Source organism: Ruegeria sp. (genome assembly GCF_965199275.1).
In the GTDB taxonomy this organism is placed as follows: Bacteria; Pseudomonadota; Alphaproteobacteria; order Rhodobacterales; family Rhodobacteraceae; genus Ruegeria.
The window spans coordinates 41,489-59,776 of record NZ_CBDAQX010000014.1; the positions used below are offsets into that span (position 1 = coordinate 41,489).

Sequence of the window (18,288 nt, forward strand, 5' to 3'; positions counted from 1 at the left end):
GGTGACGGCTCAGCTATCCTCAGGTACGGCGGCTTGTCCGGGGTGCATCGCCGCCCCGGTGGAACCTGCGCGGCCAATCCCGGAGGATGTGCAGATCGCGCTGTCTCTGCCCGGTATTCATTGCTCGGCCTGTATTGCCAATGTCGAGCGGGCTTTGAACGCCCATCCCGGGGTGGAGGACGCGCGCGTCAACTTGACCCTGAAGCGTGCGATGATCAAAGCCGCGCCTGAAATGCGCGCGGCTGATCTGATCCCGGTACTGGAGCACGCGGGCTATGAGGCGCATGAACTGGATGCCGGAGCCCTGTCGGCCACCAGTGCCGACAAAGCGGGGCGTGACCTGCTGATGCGCTTGGCGGTGGCCGGGTTCGCCTCGATGAACGTGATGCTGTTGTCGGTATCGGTCTGGTCGGGGGCGACGGATGCGACGCGGGACATGTTCCACTGGATCTCTGCCGCGATCGCCCTGCCTGCGATAGCCTTCTCGGCGCAACCCTTCTTTGCCAATGCGTGGTCAGCCCTTCGCGTGCGTCGGCTAAACATGGATGTGCCGATTGTTCTGGCGATCCTGCTGGCGCTGGTGACATCGCTTTGGGAAACAGCGTTGAGCGGCGAACATGCCTATTTCGATGCCGCCCTGACGCTGACCTTCTTTCTGCTGGCAGGTCGTTACTTAGACTACCGCACCCGCGCCGCCGCGCGGTCCGCGGCTGAGGAACTAACAGCGCTGGAGGTCCCCCGCGCCCTTCGGTTGATCGACGGTACCGAAGAAGAGGTTGCTGTATCCACCCTGGCCGTTGGCGACTTGATCCTTGTGCGGCCCGGAGGGCGGATGCCGGTGGATGGCCAAATCGTCTCGGGTCAGTCGGAATTGGATCGTTCCCTGCTGACGGGAGAGACCCTGCCGGTGTTTGCAGAGGCAGGTCAGATCGTGAGCGCCGGCGAGGTCAACTTGACCGGCCCTCTGACCATCCGCGCCACGGCGGTCGGCGAAGATACATCCCTGCATCGTATGGCCGATCTGGTCGCCATCGCTGAATCCGGTCGGTCTAGATACACCTCGCTGGCGGACAAAGCGGCCAAGCTATACGCGCCCGGCGTCCATATCCTGTCGGCGCTCAGCTTTGTGGGCTGGTACATCTATTCCGGCGACCTGCGCACGGCCCTTAATATCGCGGCAGCGGTGCTGATCATAACTTGCCCTTGCGCGTTGGGGCTGGCGGTTCCTGCGGTGACCACCGCGGCCTCGGGCCGGTTGTTCCGCAAAGGGATGCTTATCAAACACGCCACCGCGCTGGAGCGTCTGGCCGAGGTCGACACGGTTGTCTTCGACAAAACCGGCACTCTGACCTCCGGCGCGCCCGAGGTGACCAATCTGGGCGATCACAGCACGGCCGACCTTGAAATCGCACTGGCTCTGGCCGAGGCATCGGCGCATCCCTTGTCGGTCGCTCTGGCCAAAGCAGCGCGTGAGGCCGGGATCAAACCCGCGACGCTGCGAAATATCACCGAGGTTCCGGGCTATGGCACCGAGGCCCAGTATCGAAACCAGCGCGTGCGCCTTGGACGCGCGGCTTGGGTTGGTGCGGAACAAGGGGTCGAGACCTCCGCCTGGCTGTCGGTTGGATCGAACACGCCGGTGGCCTTCCGATTCACCGATGCCCTGCGACCAGGCGCGGCCGAGGCCGTCTCGGACTTCGCCAAGGCCGGAAAGCAGGTGATCCTGATTTCAGGCGATTCGACGGGTGCCGTGAAAGCTCTGGCCGAGAAGCTGGGGATCGAGAACTGGATTGCCGAAGCGTTGCCTCAGGACAAAGCGCAGCGCATTCAGGACTTCAGCGAACGGTGCCACAAGGTCCTGATGGTGGGCGATGGTCTGAACGATACGGCAGCCCTTGCGGCAGCGCATGTGTCGATCTCGCCTGCCTCGGCCTTGGATGCGGCGCGGGTTGCGTCTGACATCGTACTTCTGGGAACTGACCTGTCCCCCATCGCCGATGCATGTGACACTGCCGTCAAAGCCACGAAACGGATTCGCGAGAATTTCCGCGTTGCTACGGTCTATAACGTGATTGCAGTGCCGCTGGCGGTGATCGGGCTGGCCACGCCCTTGATCGCGGCGTTGGCGATGTCGACCTCGTCGATTACCGTATCTTTGAACGCCCTGCGGCTGAGGTAACTATCATGGAAGTGCTCGCCTATCTGATCCCGATTTCCCTGTTTCTGGGCGGAATTGGCTTGGTTGCTTTTGTCTACACGGTCCGCTCGAACCAATACGAAGACCCCGAGGGCGATGCGCGCCGTATCCTCAGCGATGAATGGGATGACAAACTCAAGCAGTAGCTGGCTGAGGATGCAAAATCACAGTTGATCCCAACCGCCCTTGAAATTGCCGCAATGCCCGGCTATGTCCGGCGTATCCGCAAGCAGAGAGAACCCGCCAAATGGCCACCACCAACCCGATCCAGTTCATTCAGCAAGTTCGAGCCGAAGTTTCCAAGGTCGTCTGGCCGACCCGGCGCGAGGTGCTGCTGACTACGGTCATGGTGTTCATCATGGCTGCTCTGACCGCTGTTTTCTTTGCCCTGGTCGATTTGGGCATTCGTGGCGGCTTGCAACTGGTCCTGGGCGCGTTCAGCTAACCGCTCTCAGGCGCGGAAACACCGCAGCCCCCCTTGCACAGCACGGAATCTCAGAGTAGTTCACACGGGACTATTCGGAATGGGCGTGTGGCGATTCGGGCTGCGCGCCGCTTTTTATTCCGGAACACGCGGACAGGCCGCGACAGGATTTCAATACAGGGCGAACCCGCGATGCGGGGCTTGGCCCAAGACAAACAAGGACGACAGGTTCATGGCGAAACGGTGGTACTCGGTCAGCGTTCTTTCGAATTTCGAAAAGAAGATCGCAGAGCAGATCCGCACGTCGGTGGCTGAACAGGGCCTTGAGGACGATATCGACGAAGTACTGGTCCCCACCGAAGAGGTGATCGAAGTCCGTCGCGGCAAGAAAGTCACCACCGAACGCCGCTTTATGCCCGGTTACGTTCTGGTGCATATGGAAATGTCGGATCAGGGCTATCACCTGATCAACTCGATCAACCGTGTCACCGGTTTCCTTGGCCCCCAAGGCCGCCCGATGCCGATGCGCGACGCCGAAGTGAACCAGATCCTGAACCGCGTTCAGGAAGGTGAAGAAGCGCCGAAGCTTATGATCAGCTTCGAGGTCGGCGAGAAGGTCAAGGTCAACGACGGCCCGTTCGAGGATTTCGATGGCATGGTCGAAGGCGTGGACGACGAGAACCAGAAGCTGAAGGTCTCGGTTTCGATCTTTGGTCGGGAAACGCCGGTCGAACTGGACTTCACGCAGGTTACCAAGCAGGGCTGATTACCTTCTCGGAGAATTTCAAACGCCGCAGCGCCACAGACACTGCAGCGTTTTCATTTCCAATGACTACTTGGGTTTGGTTGCTGTGTAGCAAGTCGCACGGGTAGCCTACGGCTGGACTATGGAGAGAGTTGTGTTGAGGGCTTGAAGAGCCATATTGCGAGCTTCATCAACGGGCATGTCAACAAATATTGGGTCAAGATTGTTTGCGCTGACCGTCAATCGCGACCCCTCACCAAACGGCTGCCAAGTCCAGCATTGAGTTTTTGTCCCTTCGTCCGACAATAGACAAATTGAGCCTTTTTTCAGATCGCCTTGGCGTTCTTTCTTCAACGACCCGCCTTCTTTCCAATACGGTTTGGGAAAGCCAAGCTCATCTTCAGTCGCAAACAGCACCTTTCCCACGTGGCGGTACGGATACGAGGAATAGCGACCGCACCACTCGGGCTCATCATTGCCCTCACAGAGAGAAGTCAGAGCCGCATGATTGGATGCGGGGGTTATCCACACCACGTCCATATCAATAGCGCGTGTGCCGTTTTGGCTAAGTCTGCATATCTTCGAAAAACCAGATTTGCGGTCCATCCTTCCGAAATGGGTTGCGGAATTCCCAATTTCGAGGCGGGGTTTTAGTTCCGGTGGTAGAACCACAACTTCACCAGCAATGCGAACATGGAGGTCTTCTTTAAGGCAATCCTTTGGCACGTACTGAAGCCAAAGGGCGTGCCCCGTATATGCGCAGGTGACAATGACCGGTGCTGAAACGGATATAAACGGAGAAACTTGTACCAATCTCATGACACTGCCCCAGCCCGCACCGAGCGCAAACATGGCAAGGCAAGACAGGATGACAATGAGGTACCCTTGCCCAGCATATTGACCCACCATCGGGTGGTACACCAATAAGCCCGTGGGAAGGGCAATTGAAGCGAGCATGAGCGGAGCGCGAACTCGCCAATCAAATCGAAACGCTATGGCGGAAATCAACGCGACGCCTGCTAGAGCAATCGAAAAGACGGTAGGTGAATTCAGAGGGAACAAGAGCTGCCTTTTGCAAATGGTTTGATTGAATATTAGCAATCTTCAATCAGAAGTAGATTTGGCGCGATACCGGAATTCCCTACTGTGAGTTCGGTTTGGATGTACGTGAGCGGGTATTCGCAATGCCCTTGCCAACCCACTCATTCCCCTATAGATGCCGGCTCTATCGTCTTCGGGCGAGATTCTCTCGTGGGAGGTTTTAGGGATCGCGATCCCGGATCGGACCACGCAACATAAACCGGGTGGGACGCGTCCTGCCTACGTTGAAAGGAAAACCAAATGGCTAAAAAGCTTGCTGGTACAATGAAACTGCAGGTTCCTGCAGGTCAGGCGAACCCGTCGCCTCCAGTTGGTCCGGCGCTGGGTCAGCGCGGCATCAACATCATGGAATTCTGCAAGGCGTTTAACGCCAAGACCGCAGACATGGAGCAAGGCGCTCCTTGCCCGACCGTGATCACCTACTATCAGGACAAGTCCTTCACCATGGACATCAAGACGCCGCCTGCGTCTTATTACCTGAAAAAAGCAGCTGGTCTGAAGCCGGTTGGCAAGCGTAACCGTCCCCGTGGTGCGGAAAATCCCGGTCGTGAGACCGTGGCCACCGTGACCACCAAGCAGGTTCGCGAAATCGCCGAAGCCAAAATGAAAGATCTGAACGCCAACGACGTCGAAGGCGCAATGCAGATCATCCTGGGCTCGGCCCGCTCTATGGGCATCGAGGTGAAGTAAGATGGCAAAACTCGGTAAACGTACCCGCGCTGCGCGCGAAGCTGTCGCCGGCAAGGAAAACCTGTCGGTTGAAGAAGCAGTTGCCCTGGTAAAAGGCAACGCGACCTCGAAATTCGACGAGACCATCGAAATCGCGATGAACCTGGGCGTTGACACTCGTCACGCAGACCAAATGGTTCGTGGCGTTGTTGGCCTGCCGAACGGCACCGGTAAAGCGATGCGCGTTGCTGTATTCGCGCGTGGCCCCAAGGCAGACGAAGCGAAAGAAGCAGGTGCAGACATCGTTGGCGCAGAAGACCTGATGGAAACCATCCAGGGCGGCACCATCGAGTTCGATCGCTGCATCGCGACCCCTGACATGATGCCGATCGTTGGCCGTCTGGGTAAAGTTCTGGGCCCGCGCAACCTGATGCCGAACCCCAAAGTTGGCACCGTGACCATGGACGTGAAAGCGGCCGTGGAAGCAGCCAAAGGCGGTGAAGTTCAGTTCAAAGCTGAAAAAGGTGGCGTTGTGCACGCAGGCGTTGGCAAAGCGTCCTTCGACGAAGCCAAGCTGGCTGAAAACGTCCGTGCCTTCATCTCGGCTGTTGCGAAAGCCAAGCCGTCGGGCGCCAAAGGCACCTACATGAAGAAGATCGCACTCAGCTCGACCATGGGCCCGGGTGTGACCCTGGACGTGGCGGCTGCAGCAGGCGAATAAGCCTTAAAGCAGACGTAGCAATCTTTGAAACCCGAGTGGCGCAAGCTGCTCGGGTTTTTTGCTGTCTTAGCGAAAGGCTTGTTGCAGTCGCACTTGCAGCCGGTCGCGTTTGCGTAGTTCGAACTCGCTGCAGGTGATGTCGGGTTGCCAGAGGCGCAGCCAGTCCTTTAGCAATCGGCCCCGCAGGCAGCAATCGAGGATCTGAGTGTCGATCGGGTGGCGATACTGGCGGAAGAACATCTCTTTGTTGCAGGTCAGAGCGCCGCTTCGGTCGACGTCCTTTTCGGCCCCGTCCCGGAAGATGTCCGCTTTCAGAAAGTCGACGATATCATAAACGGCCAGCTTGTCGCGGGCCTCGGTGAAATCCAGCCCGATGGCTGTGCCTTGACCCATGATCAGGTTCAGGCCGTGAAAATCCCCATGTGAAAACACGCGCAGGTCGGGGCGGTTTTTCAAGGATGCGGCTTCGGCCAGAAACTCCTCGACCATTGGCTGGCTGATTTCCGAGATATGCGAGGGTACTTGGGCGGACTGCTCGCGTATGCTGTCGGTCATCCAACGCGGCCGAAACGCGTAATCGCTGGCTTTTTGAACCGCGTGCAGGTCATGCAGCCACGACCCCGCCCGTCGATAGACTTGCGCCACCTGGGTGTCGTCTTCGCTGTTGTAGATGATATCCGTCGCGGTTGGGCGCTCGACAAACTCAGTCACCATGAACGCATCGTTTGGCGACATAAAGACTGGGCGGACGACCCGGTTGTTTTTGGAGGCTTTGAAGTGTTCGGTGAGTTGCACCAGCAGGTCGAACTCTTTGCGCAGGCGTCCCGTTTCCGGCGACATCGTATCAAGTTTCAGCGCGTAGGAACGGTTCGAGGTTTCGATCTTCCACACCAGACGGCTATCGGGAAATGCATGGGATCGGCAGTGAAACCGGATCTGCGTGATGGGCGTGCCCAGACAGTCCTGCGCCAGCTCTTGGGCGCAGGCACTGGCCTTGTCGAATTCTTCCAGAGTAACCGCTGTCATTTTGCCTCAAGCCCGGAGTGTTTTCTGGCTTTCATATCGGAGGTGACCGTAGCTGAAACCCACTGTCAATGATTTTGCTGGCGGCTATTGACCCTTTGGCAGCTCGTCTCGCATACAAAGGGTGTATTCCGCCTTGATGCCGCAAGTGCAAATAGGGGCAATTTACCCCTTGGAAACCCCTGTCATCTGCCCTAAGTAGGGCTGCGAAGTAAAGCGTGCGATTCGTCGTGCGCTTTATTTCGTTTCGTCCAAGACGGTGGGTGGTGCCATATGGCCCCTTAATTCCCTGCCTGAGACGGGTAAGACCAAAGAATTCTGAGGGTCCCACCCTCGGGCGCATTTTGGCCAATCCCGTAACAACGGACCTGAACGCCGGGGTTAACCCCTCGGCAAATATGAGCCGGGGTGAGTGATCGCCCCAAACTTGGAGAGAACTGTGGATAGAGCCCAGAAAGAGAAAGTGGTCGAGGAACTCGGCCAAATCTTCGAAAGCTCTGGCGTCGTAGTGGTTGCTCACTACGCCGGTCTGACAGTTGCCGAGATGCAGGACCTTCGCGCACGTGCTCGTGACGCGGGTGGCTCCGTGCGTGTTGCCAAGAACAGGCTCGCCAAAATCGCCCTTGAGGGTAAGCCGTGTGAAAGCATGGCCGACCTGCTGACAGGGATGACCGTTCTGACCTATTCCGAGGACCCTGTGGCAGCAGCCAAGGTGGCCGAGGACTTCGCCAAAGAGAACCAAAAGTTCGAAATCCTTGGCGGTGCAATGGGCGAGAACGCTCTGGACCGGGCTGGTGTTACAGCCGTGTCGAAAATGCCGTCGCGTGAAGAGCTTATTGCTACGATCGCTGGTATGCTTGGCGCGCCTGCTTCGAACATCGCCGGTGCAATTGGCGCACCTGCAAGCAACATCGCAAGCATCCTTTCCACCATCGAAGAGAAGGCGGAAGCTGCGTAAGCGGTTGGCACTGAATGATCTGCGTAGGGGATACCCCCTGACGTTGGAACACACACTGTAAACGGAAAGAGCTGATAAAATGGCTGATCTGAAAGCACTCGCAGAAAGCATCGTGGGTCTGACCCTGCTGGAAGCACAAGAACTGAAAACCATCCTCAAAGACGAATACGGCATCGAGCCCGCAGCAGGCGGCGCAGTTGTCATGGCTGCTGGTGGCGACGCCGGTGGTGCAGCTGAGGAAGAAAAAACCGAATTCGACGTCGTTCTGAAGAACGCCGGCGCATCGAAAATAAACGTCATCAAAGAAGTTCGCGGCATCACCGGCCTGGGCCTGAAAGAAGCCAAGGAACTGGTCGAAGCCGGCGGCAAGATCAAAGAAGGCGTAGACAAAGCAGAAGCAGAAGACGTCAAAGCCAAGCTGGAAGCAGCTGGCGCCGAAGTCGAGCTGGCCTAAGCTTAGTCTCTGGCGCATCGCTGATGTGCCGAAAAATTTGGCTGGGTCCGGAGAAATCCGGGTCCAGCCGAACCTGTCTTAGAAAGGGCCTCATGTCGTGGGGCGTTTTCTAAGACACGGTTTTCGGATCGGGAGGCCGCCTTCGGGACGGTGGCCACGAATTGATCCGGGCGTGTCGTCTCGAATGTGCAAGATGCCGGGGCCCGACGGTGTCTTTGCCCGCTGAGAACATCGAAAGGTGACATCTGACATGGCTCAAACGTTCCTTGGCCAGAAACGTCTTCGTAAATACTACGGCAAAATCCGCGAAGTGCTGGAGATGCCGAACCTCATTGAGGTACAGAAATCTTCTTATGATCTTTTCCTGCGCTCCGGCGATGCAGAACAGCCCACAGACGGCGAAGGCATCAACGGTGTGTTCCAGTCGGTTTTCCCGATCAAGGATTTCAACGAAACCTCCGTTCTGGAGTTCGTGAAATACGATCTGGAAAAACCGAAATACGACGTCGAAGAGTGCATGCAGCGCGACATGACCTACAGCGCACCGCTGAAGGTCACTCTGCGTCTGATCGTGTTTGATGTCGATGAGGACACCGGCGCGAAATCGGTCAAAGACATCAAAGAACAGGACGTGTTCATGGGCGATATGCCCCTGATGACACCGAACGGAACGTTCATCGTGAACGGCACCGAGCGTGTGATTGTGTCCCAGATGCACCGCTCGCCCGGTGTGTTCTTTGACCACGACAAGGGCAAAACCCATTCCTCGGGCAAGTTGTTGTTTGCCTGCCGCATCATCCCGTATCGCGGCAGCTGGCTGGACTTTGAGTTCGACGCCAAAGACATCGTTTTCGCCCGGATCGACCGTCGCCGTAAATTGCCTGTGACAACCCTGCTGTATGCGTTGGGTCTGGATCAGGAAGCGATCATGGACGCGTATTACAACACCGTGTCCTATAAGCTGGACAAGAAGAAGGGCTGGGTCACGCCGTTCTTCCCCGAGCGTGTACGCGGCACCCGTCCGACCTATGATCTGGTTGACGCCAAATCAGGTGAAGTGATTGCCGAAGCGGGCAAGAAAGTCACCCCGCGCGCGGTCAAGAAGCTGATCGACGAAGGCACTGTCACCGACCTGCTGGTTCCGTTCGATCACATCGTTGGCAAATATGTCGCCAAGGACATCATCAACGAAGAAACCGGTGCGATCTATGTCGAAGCCGGTGACGAACTGACGCTGGAATATGACAAAGACGGCGATCTGATCGGCGGCACCGCGAAAGAGCTGATCGACGCGGGCATCACCGACATTCCGGTTCTGGACATCGACAACGTCAATGTTGGCCCGTACATGCGCAACACCATGGCGCAGGACAAGAACATGAACCGCGAAAGCGCGCTCATGGACATTTACCGCGTCATGCGTCCGGGCGAGCCGCCCACCGTCGAAGCTGCGTCGGCCCTGTTCGACACCCTGTTCTTCGACAGCGAGCGTTACGACCTGTCCGCTGTTGGTCGCGTGAAAATGAACATGCGTCTGGCTCTGGACGCGCCTGACACTCTGCGCACCCTGCGCCGCGAAGACATCGTGGCCTGCATCAAGGCGCTGGTGGAGCTGCGTGACGGCAAAGGTGACATCGACGATATCGACCACCTCGGCAACCGTCGGGTGCGTTCGGTCGGCGAATTGATGGAAAACCAGTACCGCGTTGGCCTGCTGCGCATGGAGCGCGCGATCAAAGAGCGTATGTCGTCGGTCGAGATCGACACCGTCATGCCGCAAGACCTGATCAACGCGAAACCGGCTGCGGCTGCTGTTCGCGAATTCTTCGGCTCGTCGCAGCTTTCGCAGTTCATGGACCAGACCAACCCACTGTCGGAAGTCACCCACAAACGCCGCCTCTCGGCGCTTGGCCCCGGCGGTCTGACACGTGAGCGCGCGGGCTTTGAGGTGCGCGACGTTCACCCGACCCACTATGGCCGGATGTGCCCGATTGAAACGCCGGAAGGTCCGAACATCGGTCTGATCAACTCGCTGGCCACCTTTGCCCGCGTGAACAAGTATGGCTTCATCGAAACACCGTACCGTGTCGTCAAAGACGCCGAGGTGACGGATGAGGTTCACTACATGTCCGCGACCGAGGAAATGCGTCACACCGTGGCGCAGGCGAACGCGACTCTGGACGCCGATGGCAAGTTCATCAACGATCTGGTTTCGACCCGTCAGGCAGGTGACTACACCCTCGCCCCGCGTGAGAATGTTGACCTGATCGACGTATCGCCGAAACAGCTGGTTTCGGTCGCTGCATCGCTGATCCCGTTCCTTGAAAATGACGACGCCAACCGCGCTCTGATGGGCTCGAACATGCAACGTCAGGCGGTTCCGCTGCTGCGCGCCGAAGCGCCTCTGGTCGGTACCGGGATCGAGGAAAAGGTTGCGATCGACTCGGGTGCTGCGATCCAGGCGAAACGCGCCGGTATCATCGACCAGGTCGATGCCCAGCGTATCGTTATTCGCGCCACCGAAGATCTGGAATTGGGCGACGCTGGCGTTGACATCTATCGTCTGCGCAAGTTCCAGCGTTCGAACCAGAACACCTGCATCAACCAGCGTCCGCTGATCAAGGTGGGTGACACCGTCCAGAAGGGCGAGGTCATTGCCGATGGTCCGTCGACCGATATGGGTGAACTGGCGCTTGGTAAGAACGTAGTCGTCGCGTTCATGCCGTGGAACGGTTACAACTACGAAGACTCGATCCTGATCTCGGAACGTATCGCGCGTGACGACGTCTTTACATCGGTCCATATCGAGGAATTCGAAGTCGCCGCCCGCGACACCAAGCTGGGCCCAGAAGAGATCACCCGCGACATCCCGAACGTCGGTGAAGAAGCGCTGCGCAACCTCGACGAGGCGGGCATCGTTTACATCGGTGCGGATGTTGAGCCGGGCGATATTCTGGTCGGCAAGATCACTCCGAAGGGCGAAAGCCCGATGACCCCGGAAGAAAAGCTGCTGCGCGCCATCTTTGGTGAGAAAGCATCTGACGTGCGCGACACATCGCTGCGCGTGAAACCGGGTGATTACGGTACGGTCGTTGAGGTCCGCGTCTTCAACCGTCACGGTGTGGAAAAAGACGAGCGTGCGCTTCAGATCGAGCGTGAGGAAGTCGAACGTCTGGCCCGTGACCGGGACGACGAGCTGGCGATCCTGGACCGCAACATCTATGCGCGTCTGCAGGGCCTGATCCTGGGTAAAACCGCTGTCAAAGGCCCGAAAGGCGTCAAGCCGGGGTCGGCGATCACCGAGGACCTGCTGGAAACCCTGACCCGTGGTCAGTGGTGGCAGTTGGCGCTGGAAGGTGAACAGGATGCACAGATCGTTGAGGCTCTGAACGAGCAGTACGAAGTGCAAAAGCGTGCTCTGGACGCCCGTTTCGAAGACAAGGTCGAGAAAGTCCGCCGTGGTGACGACTTGCCGCCGGGTGTGATGAAGATGGTCAAAGTCTTTATCGCCGTGAAGCGCAAGCTGCAGCCGGGCGATAAGATGGCCGGTCGTCACGGGAACAAAGGTGTGATCTCCAAGGTTGTTCCGATGGAAGACATGCCGTTCCTGGCCGATGGTACGCCGGTAGACTTCTGTCTGAACCCGCTTGGTGTGCCTTCGCGTATGAACGTTGGTCAGATCCTTGAAACCCACATGGGTTGGGCCGCACGCGGTCTGGGTCTGAACATCGACGACGCTCTGGGTGAATACCGCCGCTCTGGCGATCTGACCCCTGTTCGCGAAGCGATGAAGCTGGCCTATGGCGAGAATGTCTACGAAGAAGGCATCACCGGTCTGGACGAGGATGGCCTGATCGAGGCTGCGGGCAATGTGACCCGCGGTGTTCCGATCGCAACCCCTGTCTTCGACGGCGCCAAAGAGGCTGACGTCAACGACGCGCTGGTGCGTGCGGGCTTCTCTGAAAGCGGTCAGTCGGTTCTGTTCGACGGTCGTACCGGTGAGCAATTCGCGCGTCCGGTGACCGTGGGCATCAAGTACCTGCTGAAACTGCACCACCTGGTGGACGACAAGATCCACGCGCGTTCGACCGGTCCGTACAGCCTGGTTACCCAGCAGCCGCTGGGTGGTAAGGCGCAGTTCGGTGGTCAGCGCTTTGGTGAGATGGAGGTCTGGGCTCTGGAAGCTTACGGCGCCGCCTACACCCTGCAGGAGATGCTCACCGTGAAATCGGATGACGTCGCCGGCCGGACCAAGGTCTACGAGTCGATCGTCAAGGGCGAGGATAACTTTGAAGCGGGCGTACCGGAATCGTTCAACGTTCTGGTTAAAGAAGTCCGTGGCCTCGGCCTGAATATGGAACTCCTGGATGCGGAGGTTGAGGAGTAAGGGCGCTGCCCTTTCTCCCGTCCCCCCTTCCGCAAGATTTGAGGTAACAAATGAACCAGGAAATCACCAACAACCCGTTCAACCCGCTGACGCCCCCGAAGGTCTTTGACGAGATCAAGGTCTCGCTGGCGTCGCCCGAGCGGATCCTGTCTTGGTCCTATGGCGAGATCAAGAAACCCGAAACCATCAACTACCGGACGTTCAAGCCCGAACGTGACGGTCTGTACTGCGCGCGTATCTTTGGCCCGATCAAAGACTACGAATGTCTGTGTGGCAAATATAAGCGGATGAAGTATCGCGGCGTTGTCTGCGAGAAATGCGGCGTGGAAGTCACCCTGCAGAAAGTCCGCCGCGAGCGTATGGGCCACATCGAACTGGCCGCGCCTGTTGCGCATATCTGGTTCCTGAAATCGCTGCCGTCCCGCATCGGTCTGATGCTGGACATGACGCTGCGTGATCTGGAACGCGTTCTGTACTTTGAAAACTACGTCGTCATCGAGCCCGGTCTGACCGACCTGACCTACGGCCAGATGCTGACCGAAGAAGAGTACATGGATGCGCAGGATGCTTATGGCATGGACGCGTTCACAGCGAATATCGGTGCCGAAGCCATCCGTGAGATGCTGGCCCAGATCGATCTGGAAGCCGAAGCAGAGCAGCTGCGCGCTGATCTGGCAGAAGCAACCGGCGAGCTGAAGCCCAAGAAGATCATCAAGCGTTTGAAGGTTGTCGAATCTTTCCTCGAGTCGGGCAACCGGCCTGAGTGGATGGTGATGACCGTGATCCCGGTCATTCCGCCGGAACTGCGTCCGCTGGTTCCGCTGGATGGTGGCCGTTTTGCGACTTCGGATCTGAACGATCTGTATCGCCGCGTCATCAACCGGAACAACCGTCTGAAGCGTCTGATCGAACTGCGCGCACCTGACATCATCGTCCGCAACGAAAAGCGGATGTTGCAGGAATCCGTGGATGCTCTGTTCGACAACGGCCGTCGTGGCCGCGTGATCACCGGTGCCAACAAGCGTCCGCTGAAATCGCTGTCGGACATGCTGAAGGGAAAGCAGGGTCGCTTCCGCCAGAACCTTCTGGGTAAGCGCGTCGACTTCTCGGGCCGTTCGGTCATTGTGACCGGTCCGGAACTCAAGCTGCACCAGTGTGGTCTGCCCAAGAAGATGGCGCTGGAGCTGTTCAAGCCGTTCATCTACTCGCGTCTTGAAGCCAAGGGTCTGTCTTCGACCGTGAAACAGGCGAAGAAACTGGTCGAGAAAGAGCGTCCCGAAGTTTGGGATATCCTCGACGAGGTGATCCGCGAACACCCTGTCATGCTGAACCGTGCACCGACGCTGCACCGTCTTGGCATTCAGGCGTTCGAGCCGGTTCTGATCGAAGGTAAAGCCATCCAGCTGCACCCGCTGGTCTGTTCGGCCTTTAACGCCGACTTCGACGGGGACCAGATGGCCGTTCACGTCCCGCTAAGCCTTGAGGCGCAGTTGGAAGCCCGTGTTCTGATGATGTCGACGAACAACGTTCTGTCGCCTGCAAACGGCGCGCCGATCATTGTTCCGTCGCAGGATATGATCCTGGGTCTCTACTATGTGACCCTGGAACGCGAAGGCATGCCGGGCGAAGGCAAGGTGTTCGGGTCGATCGACGAAGTTCAGCACGCGCTGGATTCCGGCGAAGTGCATCTGCACTCGAAAATCACCGCGCGGATCACGCAGATCGACGACGAAGGCAACGAAGTTCAGAAGCGCTATGAGACCACTCCGGGCCGTCTGCGTCTAGGTGCTCTGCTGCCGATGAACAACAAAGCGCCGTTCGATCTGGTCAACCGCCTGCTGCGGAAGAAAGAAGTGCAGCAGGTGATCGACACCGTCTACCGTTACTGCGGTCAGAAAGAGTCGGTCATCTTCTGTGACCAGATCATGTCGATGGGCTTCAAAGAAGCGTTCAAGGCGGGCATCTCGTTCGGTAAAGACGACATGGTCATTCCGGACGACAAGTGGGGCATCGTTGATGACACCCGCGGTCAGGTGAAAGACTTTGAACAACAGTACATGGACGGCCTGATCACTCAGGGCGAAAAGTACAACAAGGTTGTCGATGCCTGGTCGAAGTGTAACGACCGCGTGACCGAAGCGATGATGAGCACGATCTCGTCGTCGGATCGGGCTGAGGACGGCTCCGAGCAGGAACCGAACTCGGTCTACATGATGGCCCACTCGGGCGCGCGTGGCTCGGTCACTCAGATGAAACAGCTGGGCGGTATGCGCGGCCTGATGGCCAAGCCGAACGGTGACATCATTGAGACGCCGATCATCTCGAACTTTAAAGAAGGTCTGACCGTTCTCGAGTACTTCAACTCGACCCACGGTGCCCGTAAGGGTCTGTCGGATACCGCTCTGAAGACGGCGAACTCGGGTTACCTGACCCGTCGTCTGGTGGACGTGGCACAAGACTGCATCGTTCGTGAGATCGACTGTGGCACCGAGCGTGCGATCACTGCCGAAGCCGCCGTGAACGACGGTGAGGTTGTTGCCTCGCTGGCCGAACGTGTGCTGGGCCGTGTGGCGGCTGACGATGTTCTGCGTCCGGGCACCGATGAGGTGATCGTCGCAGCAGGTCAGCTGATCGACGAACGCATGGCCGACACCATTGATGAAGACGGTGTTGCGTCGATGCGCATCCGCTCGCCTCTGACCTGTGAGTCCGAGGAAGGCGTCTGTGCAACCTGCTACGGTCGTGACCTGGCCCGCGGTACCATGGTGAACACAGGTGAAGCTGTCGGCATCATCGCCGCGCAGTCGATCGGTGAACCCGGTACACAGCTGACCATGCGGACCTTCCACATCGGTGGTGTTGCGCAGGGTGGTCAGCAGTCGTTCCAGGAAGCCAACCAGGAAGGCGTTGTTGCGTTCGAGAACCCGCAGATCCTAGTCAATGCCGCAGGTGAAAGCCTGGTCATGGGCCGGAACATGAAGCTGGTGATCAACGACGAACACGGCGAAGAGCGGGCCAGCTTCAAACTGGGCTACGGCTCCAAGCTGTTCGTCAAGGACGGCACCAAGGTGGCCCGTGGCGACAAGCTGTTCGAATGGGATCCCTACACCCTGCCGATCATCGCCGAAAAAGCCGGTACTGCGAAATATGTCGACCTGGTTTCGGGCCTTGCTGTCCGCGACGAGACCGACGAAGCAACCGGCATGACCCAGAAGATCGTAATCGACTGGCGCGCGGCCCCCAAGGGCAGCGACCTCAAGCCCGAGATCATTCTGGTCGGCGAAGATGGCGAGCCGGTCCGCAACGATGCGGGCAACCCGGTTCACTATCCGATGTCAGTGGATGCGATCCTCTCGGTCGAAGACGGTCAGAAGGTCGAAGCTGGTGACGTTGTCGCGCGTATCCCACGTGAAGGTGCCAAGACCAAGGACATCACCGGTGGTCTGCCGCGTGTGGCCGAACTGTTCGAAGCCCGTCGTCCGAAAGATCACGCGATCATCGCAGAAGCCGATGGTTACGTGCGCTTCGGTCGCGACTACAAGAACAAGCGCCGCATCAGCATCGAACCGGCTGACGAGTCCATGGAGACCATCGAGTACATGGTGCCCAAGGGCAAGCACATCCCGGTCGCGGAAGGGGACTTCATCCAGAAGGGTGAATACCTGATGGACGGTAACCCGGCTCCGCATGACATCCTGTCTATCATGGGTGTCGAAGCGCTGGCGGATTACATGATCGACGAGGTGCAGGACGTGTATCGTCTGCAGGGCGTGAAGATCAACGACAAGCACATCGAGGTCATCGTGCGCCAGATGCTGCAGAAGTGGGAGATCCTGGATTCAGGCGACACCACCCTGCTGAAAGGCGAACATGTCGACAAGCAAGAGTTCGACGCAGCCAACGAGAAGACCATCGCCCGCGGTGGTCGTCCGGCACAGGGTGAGCCGATCCTTCTGGGGATCACCAAAGCCTCGCTGCAAACGCGTTCGTTCATCTCTGCGGCGTCGTTCCAGGAAACCACGCGCGTTCTGACCGAAGCTTCGGTTCAGGGCAAGAAAGACAAGCTGGTTGGCCTGAAAGAGAACGTCATCGTTGGTCGTCTGATCCCCGCCGGTACCGGTGGTGCAACTCAGGCCGTCCGCCACATTGCGCAATCGCGTGACAACGTGGTCATCGAAGCCCGCCGGGAAGAGGCCGAAGCAGCCGCTGCTCTGGCCGCGCCCAGCTTTGACGACGACATGGTAGGGGATGAGCTGGATGTCCTAGTGGAAACACCGGAAAGCCGCGAGTAACCCTCGGATCTGAGAGACAGAAAAGGCCCTGCGATTTCGCGGGGCCTTTTTGTTTGCGCCCCCCGAAGTGCGCTGTCGCAAAGAAAATTATCAATGTGACCCGGTTTGTGGCATGGTTGCGCAAAGCAGAGGAGGCGGCCGCCATGACAACCCGGCAAACGCAAGGGCGCAAGCGCCTGTATGACAGCATTCTGGACACTGTCGGAGACACGCCCTGCGTGCACATCAACAAAATCGCGCCCTCAAACGTGACGGTTTACGTGAAGTTCGAAGCGTTCAATCCGGCCAGTTCCGTGAAGGACCGCCTGGCGTTGAACATCATCGAAGCGGCCGAGCGGGACGGTCGGCTGAAACCGGGGCAGACAGTTGTTGAGGCGACCTCGGGCAATACCGGGATCGGGTTGGCGATGGTCTGCGCGGCCAAGGGTTATCCATTGGTTGTGACCATGGCCGACAGTTTCTCGGTCGAGCGGCGCAAGCTGATGCGGTTCCTGGGGGCCAAGGTTGTCTTGACACCGCGCGCCCAGAAAGGGTTCGGCATGTATACCAAAGCCAAGGAACTGGCCGAACAGAATGGCTGGTTCCTCGCCAGCCAGTTTGAAACCGCGGCCAATGCCGACATTCATGAAAACACCACCGCGCGAGAGATTCTGGCGGATTTCGACGGGCAAAGGCTCGACTATTGGGTGACGGGCTATGGCACCGGCGGGACCGTCTCCGGCGTGGCGCGGGTTCTAAGAAAAGAACGCCCGGAGACAAAGATTATCCTGACGGAACCTGCGAATGCGGCCATTGTCTCGTCAGGCTATGTGAATACCCGCAACGACACGCACCAGCCGACCGAAAGCCATCCAAATTTCGAACCGCATCCGATCCAGGGTTGGACGCCTGATTTCATTCCTTGGGTCCTGCAGGAGGCCATAGACAACGGCTTCTATGATGAGTTGATCCCTGTGCCCGGCGCAGACGGTATTGCTTGGTCGCGCCGTTTGGCTGCGGAAGAGGGGATTTTCACCGGCATATCGGGCGGGTCCACATTTGCGGTGGCTATGAAACTGGCTGAGACCGCGCCGGACGGATCGGTGATGCTGGTGATGCTCCCAGATACCGGCGAACGGTATCTTTCGACCCCGTTGTTTGAAGGGGTGGAAGAAGAGATGACGGATGAGGAGATCGCGATCTCTAAATCGACGCCATCAGCCCAGATGACGGACTGAAGCGATTGGAAAACAACCGGTTACAGTTGCTCTTCGTGAAAAAATTTTAGGATCGAGACGCGCGAATTGACTTTGCGTGAGATTGAAGCGTGAATACCGC

At 58.2% G+C, this 18,288-nt stretch carries 13 protein-coding genes; 11 read left to right on the forward strand and 2 right to left on the reverse strand.

Features of this window, described 5'->3' with window-relative positions; genetic code table 11:
* Position 1: 1 nt before the first annotated feature.
* The 4 genes from ACOERD_RS10100 (at position 2) to nusG (ending at position 3,387) form a co-directional block, all read left to right on the forward strand.
* Entirely contained in the window at positions 2 to 2,179 is a 2,178-nt protein-coding gene (locus ACOERD_RS10100) for a heavy metal translocating P-type ATPase (RefSeq protein ID WP_419738939.1), read from the forward strand.
* A 5-nt stretch (positions 2,180 to 2,184) separates the two neighbouring features.
* Positions 2,185 to 2,343 (forward strand): cbb3-type cytochrome oxidase assembly protein CcoS, encoded by a 159-nt coding sequence (gene ccoS / locus ACOERD_RS10105; RefSeq protein WP_419738940.1) that lies wholly within the window; start codon positions 2,185 to 2,187, stop codon positions 2,341 to 2,343.
* 101 nt (positions 2,344 to 2,444) lie between these two features.
* Entirely contained in the window at positions 2,445 to 2,642 is a 198-nt protein-coding gene (secE, locus tag ACOERD_RS10110) for a preprotein translocase subunit SecE (RefSeq protein WP_170460241.1), read from the forward strand.
* Positions 2,643 to 2,853: 211 nt separating this feature from the next.
* Entirely contained in the window at positions 2,854 to 3,387 is a 534-nt protein-coding gene (gene nusG / locus ACOERD_RS10115; protein WP_117872965.1) for a transcription termination/antitermination protein NusG, read from the forward strand.
* 108 nt (positions 3,388 to 3,495) lie between these two features.
* Here the strand turns inward: nusG and ACOERD_RS10120 are convergent, their stop codons facing one another.
* On the reverse strand, positions 3,496 to 4,428 hold the full coding sequence (locus ACOERD_RS10120; RefSeq protein WP_419738941.1) for a hypothetical protein: 933 nt from the start codon (positions 4,426 to 4,428) through the stop codon (positions 3,496 to 3,498).
* Between the two features lie 279 nt (positions 4,429 to 4,707).
* On the opposite strand from ACOERD_RS10120, the gene rplK reads away from it, so the two are divergent.
* Together rplK and rplA are read left to right on the forward strand one after the other, a co-directional pair.
* Complete coding sequence (rplK, locus tag ACOERD_RS10125) at positions 4,708 to 5,157, forward strand: 50S ribosomal protein L11 (RefSeq protein WP_113791694.1); 450 nt, start codon at positions 4,708 to 4,710, stop codon at positions 5,155 to 5,157.
* A gap of 1 nt (position 5,158) precedes the next feature.
* Complete coding sequence (gene rplA, locus ACOERD_RS10130) at positions 5,159 to 5,857, forward strand: 50S ribosomal protein L1 (protein ID WP_170375389.1); 699 nt, start codon at positions 5,159 to 5,161, stop codon at positions 5,855 to 5,857.
* A 66-nt stretch (positions 5,858 to 5,923) separates the two neighbouring features.
* Here rplA and ACOERD_RS10135 read toward each other — a convergent pair whose 3' ends face one another.
* On the reverse strand, positions 5,924 to 6,883 hold the full coding sequence (locus tag ACOERD_RS10135; RefSeq protein WP_419738942.1) for a phosphotransferase family protein: 960 nt from the start codon (positions 6,881 to 6,883) through the stop codon (positions 5,924 to 5,926).
* 436 nt (positions 6,884 to 7,319) lie between these two features.
* On the opposite strand from ACOERD_RS10135, the gene rplJ reads away from it, so the two are divergent.
* From rplJ to ACOERD_RS10160, 5 genes are all read left to right on the forward strand, one after another.
* Positions 7,320 to 7,838, forward strand: a complete 519-nt coding sequence (rplJ, locus tag ACOERD_RS10140) for a 50S ribosomal protein L10 (RefSeq protein ID WP_170375385.1) — start codon at positions 7,320 to 7,322, stop codon at positions 7,836 to 7,838.
* A gap of 79 nt (positions 7,839 to 7,917) precedes the next feature.
* On the forward strand, positions 7,918 to 8,292 hold the full coding sequence (gene rplL, locus ACOERD_RS10145; protein ID WP_008204003.1) for a 50S ribosomal protein L7/L12: 375 nt from the start codon (positions 7,918 to 7,920) through the stop codon (positions 8,290 to 8,292).
* 250 nt (positions 8,293 to 8,542) lie between these two features.
* Positions 8,543 to 12,679, forward strand: coding sequence for a DNA-directed RNA polymerase subunit beta (rpoB, locus tag ACOERD_RS10150; protein ID WP_419738943.1), 4,137 nt, complete (start codon positions 8,543 to 8,545; stop codon positions 12,677 to 12,679).
* A gap of 50 nt (positions 12,680 to 12,729) precedes the next feature.
* A complete protein-coding gene (gene rpoC, locus ACOERD_RS10155) occupies positions 12,730 to 16,971 on the forward strand; it encodes a DNA-directed RNA polymerase subunit beta' (protein WP_419738944.1) in 4,242 nt (1,413 codons plus the stop codon).
* Positions 16,972 to 17,114: 143 nt separating this feature from the next.
* Complete coding sequence (locus ACOERD_RS10160; protein WP_419738945.1) at positions 17,115 to 18,188, forward strand: PLP-dependent cysteine synthase family protein; 1,074 nt, start codon at positions 17,115 to 17,117, stop codon at positions 18,186 to 18,188.
* Positions 18,189 to 18,288: the final 100 nt, after the last annotated feature.

Bases quoted from the DNA above. Each gene is read 5' to 3' on its own strand.
- ACOERD_RS10135 (WP_419738942.1), bottom strand. From the start codon at position 6,883: ATGACAGCGGTTACTCTGGAAGAATTCGACAAGGCCAGTGCCTGCGCC.
- rpoB (WP_419738943.1), top strand. From the start codon at position 8,543: ATGGCTCAAACGTTCCTTGGCCAGAAACGTCTTCGTAAATACTACGGC.
- nusG (WP_117872965.1), top strand. From the start codon at position 2,854: ATGGCGAAACGGTGGTACTCGGTCAGCGTTCTTTCGAATTTCGAAAAG.
- rplK (WP_113791694.1), top strand. From the start codon at position 4,708: ATGGCTAAAAAGCTTGCTGGTACAATGAAACTGCAGGTTCCTGCAGGT.
- rplA (WP_170375389.1), top strand. From the start codon at position 5,159: ATGGCAAAACTCGGTAAACGTACCCGCGCTGCGCGCGAAGCTGTCGCC.
- ACOERD_RS10160 (WP_419738945.1), top strand. From the start codon at position 17,115: ATGACAACCCGGCAAACGCAAGGGCGCAAGCGCCTGTATGACAGCATT.
- rpoC (WP_419738944.1), top strand. From the start codon at position 12,730: ATGAACCAGGAAATCACCAACAACCCGTTCAACCCGCTGACGCCCCCG.
- ccoS (WP_419738940.1), top strand. From the start codon at position 2,185: ATGGAAGTGCTCGCCTATCTGATCCCGATTTCCCTGTTTCTGGGCGGA.
- rplL (WP_008204003.1), top strand. From the start codon at position 7,918: ATGGCTGATCTGAAAGCACTCGCAGAAAGCATCGTGGGTCTGACCCTG.
- secE (WP_170460241.1), top strand. From the start codon at position 2,445: ATGGCCACCACCAACCCGATCCAGTTCATTCAGCAAGTTCGAGCCGAA.